This window comes from Pseudomonas sp. BF-RE-22 (assembly GCF_019956155.1).
Lineage (GTDB): Bacteria > Pseudomonadota > Gammaproteobacteria > Pseudomonadales > Pseudomonadaceae > Aquipseudomonas > Aquipseudomonas migulae.
The window spans coordinates 57194-65075 of sequence record NZ_JAHBDD010000026.1; the positions used below are offsets into that span (position 1 = coordinate 57194).

The 7882-nt window shown below is 59.7% G+C and carries 4 protein-coding genes and 1 rRNA gene; 3 read left to right on the forward strand and 2 right to left on the reverse strand.

Translation table 11 applies throughout. The annotated features are described in order from the left end of the window. The first annotated feature begins 13 nt into the window (after positions 1–13). Together KGA82_RS15375 and KGA82_RS15380 are read left to right on the forward strand one after the other, a co-directional pair. A complete protein-coding gene (locus KGA82_RS15375; RefSeq protein WP_223451082.1) occupies positions 14–3430 on the forward strand; it encodes a non-ribosomal peptide synthetase in 3417 nt (1138 codons plus the stop codon). 22 nt (positions 3431–3452) lie between these two features. Then, positions 3453–3920 (forward strand): SRPBCC family protein, encoded by a 468-nt coding sequence (locus tag KGA82_RS15380; protein WP_223451084.1) that lies wholly within the window; start codon positions 3453–3455, stop codon positions 3918–3920. 125 nt (positions 3921–4045) lie between these two features. Here KGA82_RS15380 and KGA82_RS15385 read toward each other — a convergent pair whose 3' ends face one another. Continuing rightward, positions 4046–5926: a methyl-accepting chemotaxis protein gene (locus KGA82_RS15385; protein WP_008024479.1), complete on the reverse strand. Its 1881-nt coding sequence runs from the start codon at positions 5924–5926 to the stop codon at positions 4046–4048. Between the two features lie 392 nt (positions 5927–6318). Between KGA82_RS15385 and KGA82_RS15390 the strand changes: the two genes are divergently transcribed. Then, entirely contained in the window at positions 6319–7365 is a 1047-nt protein-coding gene (locus KGA82_RS15390; protein ID WP_223451086.1) for a FecR domain-containing protein, read from the forward strand. Between the two features lie 216 nt (positions 7366–7581). On the opposite strand, the gene rrf is transcribed toward KGA82_RS15390, so the two are convergent. Continuing rightward, a 5S ribosomal RNA gene (rrf, locus tag KGA82_RS15395) occupies positions 7582–7697 on the reverse strand. Positions 7698–7882 lie beyond the last annotated feature (185 nt).

The following is a 7882-nucleotide window of genomic DNA, read 5'->3' on the forward strand; positions in this document are numbered from 1 at the left end:
CGAGGAGCACATCATGAGACGTCTCGACATTCTGCTCATCGGGCAGAGCCAGGCCCTGACCGACCTGGCGCTGGAGCTCGAACAACACGGTCATTCACTGATGCGGCTTGAGGCAGTTGATCAGCCTGCGACGGGACCGTTCGATTTGCTGATCGACGACACAAGCCTGCCGTTAGAGGACTTCGGCGCGACATCGCGACTGACGCTGCAACTGGGCATCGGCGAGCCGCAGACTTCAGGCCTTGTGCCGTTGGACTTGCTATGCCTGCACGGTTCGACGCTGCTCACGCGCGTGCCGATTGCCGACGAGCCTTCGGGCAACGGCCAGGCATTGCGTGTGCGGGCGGTGGCGGAGCTGGTGGACCACGTAGCGTTGCTGGTCAGTCGTTTCTCGCGGGACGCCGACTATTTTCTACTGGCCGAGCCAGCGACCCCGGTGCATTTCGAGCGGCTAGAAAGCCTGCGGTTCCTGGAGCACCTGGCCTTCGTCCATCGGCTCAATTCCACCGCTGATCCTCGGTTGCTGCAACTCGCGCAAGTGCCGATGATCGAGCGGCTTGAGCAGCGCTTCATGCAGTCCGCCGAAAGACCGGCGCTGAACCTTGCCGGCACGTCCCTCAGCTATCGCCAACTGCATGCTCACAGCCGCGCCATCCAGCAGCGTTTGCAGCCAATGCTCGAACAACTCGACGGGCCGAGGGTGATCGGCATTTGCCTGCCGAAATGCAGTGCGTTGTATGCGGGGATTCTGGCGATTCTCGGCAGCGGCGCGGTGTATCTGCCGCTGGAGCCGAGCCATCCGCTGCAACGTCAGCACTACATTCTGTCGAATGCCGGTGCCGTGTTGCTGCTGCATGACGGGGAGCATCCTCTTGCATCCGAGATGCTCAGCCTGGACATCAGCGCAATCGACATCGACAGCGTGGATCTCGACCAACCATTGATGCGCCAGCGCCCGGACCTCGATGCGCCGTGCATGGCGCTCTACACCTCCGGCACCACCGGCCATCCCAAAGGCGTGTTGCTCAGCCAGGCCAACCTCGCGCACTTCACCGCGTGGTACGCCGACTATGTGCAACTGACGGAGCAGAGCCGGGCGTTGCAGTTTTCATCGTTGAGTTTCGACTCGTCGCTGATCGATATTTTCCCGACCCTGTTGCAGGGCGCCGAGCTGATCGTGCCCAGCGACGATCAACGCCGTGATCCGCTGCAACTGGTGGAACTGATCCGCCACCAACGCTTGAGCCACGCGTTTCTGCCGCCAGCCTTGTTGAGCATTCTGCCGCTGGAGCAGTTGCAGGTGCTGGATCACGTGATGACCGGTGGCGACGTGTGCGAGCCCTATGTCATTGAGCAGCTCACCCGCCAGGGCAACCTCTACAACCTCTATGGCCCGACCGAAGCGACGGTGCTGATCACCGCGCGGCAACTGCGCGCCGGCGACAGCAATCGCACCCTCGGTGCGCCTATTGCCAACAGTCAGGTGCTGATCCTCGACGAGGATTTTCAGCCGGTGGGCGAACAGACCGTCGGCGAGTTGTACATCGTCGGGCCCGGTGTCTGCCTGGGCTATCTGAACAATCCGCAACAGACCGCCGAGCGCTATTTGAACGTGAGCCTGCCGAGCGGTGAGCACCTGCGGGCCTACCGCACCGGCGACATGGCGAAGTGGACCGACGCTGGCATCGAGCTGTGCGGCCGCCGGGACAATCAGGTAAAGATTCGCGGCTTTCGGGTCGAGCCGGAGGAGATCGAACGTTGCCTGCGCGACAGTCAGCTGTATCGCCAGGTGGCCGTGGTCATCGACAACCAACGGCGGATTCTGGCGTTCCTCGCCCAGCCTCAAGAAGCGCTGCCCGGCGCGGCGCGTGAAGCGCTGAAGGCGCACGCCACCCAGTTTCTGCCGGACTACATGCAGCCCACCGCCTGGACCGAACTGGCGAGCATGCCGTTTGCCAGCAACGGCAAGGTCGATCGTAAGGCCCTGCTGGAGCTGCCCGTCAGCATCGCCGAAAACACCGAGCGACGCTTGCCGGCCAGTGCCGATGAAGCGCTGCTGCTGGAGATCTGGGCCGAGCTGCTGGAGCTGCCGGCCAGCGACATTTCCACCGACGAAAGTTTCTTCAATTTGGGCGGCCATTCGATCCTGCTGTCGCGCATGCTGTTGCGCCTGCGTGAAGAGTTCGGTCGCAGCATCTCGATCAACCGCTTCATCGAACTGCCGACCATCGCGAAACTGGCGACACTGGTGCGCGGCTCCGGCACAGAGGAAGTGCTCAGCGAACAGGCCATGGCGGATGCCTTCCGCGAGCTGGATATCGAGCCGCTGCCCGTCAGTCGCATGGGCGATGTACACAAAGTGATCGTCACCGGCGCCAACAGTTTTGTCGGTGTGCATATTGTCGAGGCGTTGTTGGCATGGGGCGCCAGCGAAGTGGCGTGTCTGGTGCGCGATGGCAGCGGGCAAACGGCGGCGGAACGCTTCGCCCACGCATTGCGGGAAAACCGTCTGGAGCATCTGGATTTGAGCCGGGTGCGGGTTTACGCGGCGGACATCACACAGCCCTCGCTGGGGCTTGCGGTGGATGTTTATGAGCGCCTGGATCGCGAGTATGGCGCGCTGGTGCACAACGCCGCCAACGTCAATCACGTGCTGGATTACGAGTCGCTGGCGCGGGACAACGTCGAACCTATCTTCGAGTGCCTGCGCCTGTGCGAAGGACGCAGTAAAAAAATCTTCAATTTCGTCTCAACGCTGTCGGCTTCGAGCACGATTTCCGCTGATGGCCGGGTGCTCGAACTGCCCGCCGCGCAGACCCCGCCGATCTACATCAAGAATGGCTACAACCTGTCCAAGTGGGTCGGTGAACGGATCCTGGAAAGGGCTCGGGAGCGCGGGGTTCGGGTCAATCTGTACCGCCCCGGCAACATCAGTTTCAACAGCCTGAGCGGCGTCTGCCAGCCGCACAAAAACCGCTTGATGCTGATGCTCAAAGGCTCGATCCAGCTCGGCCAGGTGCCGGAATTCGCGTTGAATTTCGACCTGATGCCGGTGGACTTTCTCGCCCGTTTCATCGCCTTCCACGCCAGCCGATATTCAGCGGAAAAAGCGGTGTTCAACCTGCACAACCCCGAGCCGCTGAGTTGGGACGATTACGTCGCGTCCTTTCGTGAGGCGGGTCGGGAATTCTCCATGGTCAGCGTCTCCGACTGGCAGCAGCAACTGGGCCGGGTCGACAGTGACAACGCGCTGTTCGGCGTGCTCGGTTTTTACCTCAACGGCTTCGAAGAAGACATCGGCGACATCTCGATGATCGGCCATGACAACGCTCAGGCCGGCGTGCGGCAGATGGGCGCGCACTACCCGGAAAAATCCCCGGCGCTGCTGCGTCGCGGCTGCGACTACCTCAAAGAAATCAACTTCATCTGAATCACTCAAGCGGAGCAAAACCATGAAAAACCTGCAACCCGATACCCTGATCAAAAACCCGCAAGGCTGCCTCGTCGTGTCTTCGGTGGACGTGCCGGCGCAGGCCGAAAAAGTCTGGGCGGTGGTCGGCAACTTTGCCGGCTTCGATCAATTCATCCCGGCGTTGTCGCACATCGAGACGACCGGCGAAGGCGTGTCATCGCTGCGCAAGAAATTCTTCAAGGACGGCAACCTGGTGGTCGAGCAACTCAATTCGCGGGATGACCAGGCGCGGAGCATGACCTGGACCACGATCTACAACACCTTGGGCGTGGCCAATTTGTGGGCGGCGATGACGGTTGAGGTGCTGGGTGAAGGCAAGTCCCGAGCGACCTGGACCATCAACGCCGAGCCGGCTCAGGGTGGCGCCGAGGCACTGCCGGGGTTCAAGGATTTTGTGCAGGGGTTTGCCGATGATGCGATGAATAATGTGTTGAAGCTGTTTGCGTAGGACACACTTTTTTCGGTGAGGCGCCAGTCCTCTTCGCGGGCAAGCCTCGCTCCTACAAGGTATCGAGTAACCTGTAGGAGCGAAGCTTGCTCGCGAAGAACGATAACGCGGTGATCTGACCTGAATCAGATCTTGAAGCTATCAACCAACTGCTTTAACCGATTCGCCTGCAACGACAATGCATCGCAATCCTTCAGCGTTTCATTGAGGTTGGCCACGCTCTGCTGATTCAGCAGATTGATCTGGTTAACGTCGACGTTGAGGGTTTCCACCACCGCCGTCTGCTCCTCGGTCGCTGCCGCCACCGACTGGTTCATCCCGTCGATTTCGCCAATGCGCTTCGTCACGCTGACCAGACGCAGACCCGCCTGGTTTGCCACTTCAACGCTCTCTTCGCTGGAGACCTGACTGGCGTTCATGGTGGTCACCGCTTCACGCGAGCCGACCTGCAGCGACGTGATCATCTTGTGAATCTCCTCGGCCGACTCCTGCGTGCGATGCGCCAGGTTGCGTACCTCGTCCGCCACCACCGCAAAACCACGACCGGCTTCACCGGCGCGTGCCGCTTCAATGGCGGCGTTGAGCGCCAACAAGTTGGTCTGCTGGGAGATGCCTTTGATCACATCGAGAATGTGCCCGATGTTGTCGGTGCTCGCGTTCAGGGTTTCGATCTGCGTGCACGACAGGCTGATTTTCTGCGACAGCTCGGTCATGGCCAGAATGGTTTTTTCCACCACCTGACGACCGTCATCGGCCTGCTCGCTCGCGCCGCTTGCATGCTGCGAAGCGTCGGCGGCGTTGCGGGCGATTTCCTGGGTGGCGGCGCCCAACTGGTTAATCGCCGCCGCCACGCTGTTGGTGCGCGCACTTTGTTCGTCGGAACCGACGATCGACGCGTTGGACGAAGCCATCACCCGTTGCGACAGGTCATGGACCTGCCGGGTTGCCGAGGACACTTCGGAAATCGACGCGTGAATTCGCTCCACGAACTGGTTGAAGGAGCCGCCGAGTTCGCCGAATTCATCTTTGCTTTCCACGGACAGTCGACGGGTCAGGTCGCCTTCGCCCTGGGCGATGTCCTGCATCGCACGACCCATGGTGGTCAACGGGCGCATCAGCACGTTGATCAGCAGGGTCAGCAGCACCGCAATGACGGTGACAGCGATAAACATCGCGATCAACGCCGAGGTGCGGAATTGGCTCAATGGTGCGTAGGCCTTGTCCTTATCGATCGACAGACCGATGTACCACGCAGCATTCGGCAAACCGTTGACCGGGGTGAACGAGAGGATGCGTTCCTGGTTGTTCAGGGTGACTTGCTGATTGCCCTTCTCGATGCGCAGGCCGGCGTTGGGGTAGATGTCCTTCAGGTTCTTCATGACCTGGTCTTTGTCCGGGCTGACGATCACCTGGCCGTCGGCACTGACCAGAAACGCATGGCCAATGCCGCCGAAGTCCACCGAGTTGATGATCTTCACCAGGGTTTCCAGGCTCAGGTCACCGCCGACCACGCCAAGCAACTCGCCATTCTTTTTCACCGGCATGGCGATGGTCACGACCAACCCACCGACGGCCGCCATGTAAGGCGGGGTCAGCATGGTTTTGTCAGCGACAACCGCTTGCTTGTACCAGGGACGCTGACGCGGATCGTAGCCATCCGGCATCTTCGCGTCTGGGCGCTGAGTGAACACGCCATTAGTCTGGCCGACGTACGTGAACTGGAAGTTGGAGGTGAAGGCCGGCTGATCAACCAGCCCCGGCAGATCGGCATTGGCGCCTTGATGAGCGACGTTTTGCGCGAGGTTTTCCAGCACCAGCACGCGGCCGCTCATCCAGTTCTGCACGCTGCTGGCGGTCAGGTCGCCGGCTTGTTGAACGGAGGATTCGAGGTTTTGCCGAATGGTATTTCGCTGCAGATAGTCGTTGTACAAAGTGAACAACGCAAAAGCCAGCACCACGACGCCGGAGGCGGCCAACAGGATTTTATGGCTGAACTTGAGATTCATTTCATAGGGCTTCTATGCAGAAAGTGGGGATGCGTTCCGGGTTGCAACATTCCATGTACAGCTCAAGCGGCTCTAAGGCCGCTCTACTTTGGTGCACGCATGTCTCACCAGTCTGTCGGCACAGGCGGGATAAATCTTAGGGGCATGTACGAAATGACCGGTATTTCCGTCAGATACCCGCCGAACGGCGTGCTAGAGCGCTTGAGTAGCATTGGTGTGATGACGGTTGTTCGAGCGGCAGTTGCAAATTCCCCGTCCCTTGACAACAATGCGAGTAATTATCATTTGTGACGTTCGGGCTAATGCAGCCGAAGGGCTCACTCTCAACGTTCGGTGGAGCGCTATGTCGCTGATTCGCTCTATCACTGCTACCTGCTGCGGAACCCAACATGATGCCTGTGGATAATTCGGCACTGGGTCGGCGTGGCGAACCTCATCAACAGGTGGTCAAACAAGCCATCCACTGGCTGCTGCGCTTGCGAAACAACGCGAGCAATTCCAGGCTGCGCCAGCAATGCGATGTCTGGCGGGCAGAACATCAGGAGCACGAACTGGCCTGGCAACGGGTGCAGTCGCTGCACGCCGAACTCAGCAACAATCTGCATGCGGTACCCGGTGCCCACGTCGCCTTCAACACGCTGGAAAACAGTGCTCAAGGACTGGGCAGGCGCCAGGCCTTGAAACTGTTGTCGGGTGCGTTGTTGATGGGATCGGCAGCATGGCTGGGCAGGGATCTAACGGGCTGGCAACAGTGGACCGCGGATTTCGCCACCGCTACGGGCGAGCGCCGTGGTTTCCAGCTGCCGGATGGCACGCGACTGGAACTGAACACCGCCAGCTCAGTGGATCTGAACTACACCGCGCACCAGCGTCGGATCAAACTGACCCGTGGCGAAATCATCGTGACGTGCGGCGGGGCCGATGAAGGATCTTCACTGGATCGACCGCTACGCGTGCACAGTCGCCACGGTGTGTATGAGGGCGTCGCCGCACGTTTCATCCTTCGCCAGGAAGCGGACTGCACGCGGCTCAGCGTGACCAGCGGCATGGTCGCGATCCATTCACCACTGCCTGCCGATGGCATGCCGATTCAGGTGCAGGCCGGTCAGAACTATGTGATTGATCATCAGCGGACACGTTTGGCACCACCGCAGGCCATGGATGTCGGCGCCTGGGTCGACGGTCTGATCGTCACCCGCAACATGCGTCTTGGCGATTTCCTGCAGGAGGTCGGGCGCTACCGCCTTGGTTATCTGACGTGCGCAACAGATATCGCCGACTTGCGGCTGTCCGGTGTCTTCCGGTTGGAGGACACCGACAAGCTGCTGGCCATCCTTCCGCAGACCTTGCCCGTGCAACTGCGCTACCGCACCCGATGGTGGGTGACGTTGGAGCGGCAGTCAGCAGCCAGCGCTACAACGTTGCCGCCGGAGCTTTGAGCGATGTGCTCAATCAATTTGTGCGCCAGGTGGGCAACTGATCGAAAACCGCCACAGTGAGCTATCAGTTCTAAATACTCGGCATACAAAAAAGCCAGCCCTTGATATTCAGGGGCTGGCTTTTTTTGTTTCTTGAAGGCGGCCTATCGGGATATTAGCGAGCCCGAAACGACAAAACCCCTGTCTGCGTTAGCAGACAGGGGTTTCGGAATTCAATCTTGACGATGACCTACTCTCACATGGGGAAACCCCACACTACCATCGGCGATGCATCGTTTCACTGCTGAGTTCGGGATGGGATCAGGTGGTTCCAATGCTCTATGGTCGTCAAGAAATTCTGTGACCAGCCCGTTACGTTGTAACGTGCCAGCAAAATTGGTGACTTCTACTAAAACAAAACCCCAACTGCTTTCGCAATTGGGGTTTCGGAATTTAATCTTGACGATGACCTACTCTCACATGGGGAAACCCCACACTACCATCGGCGATGCATCGTTTCACTGCTGAGTTCGGGATG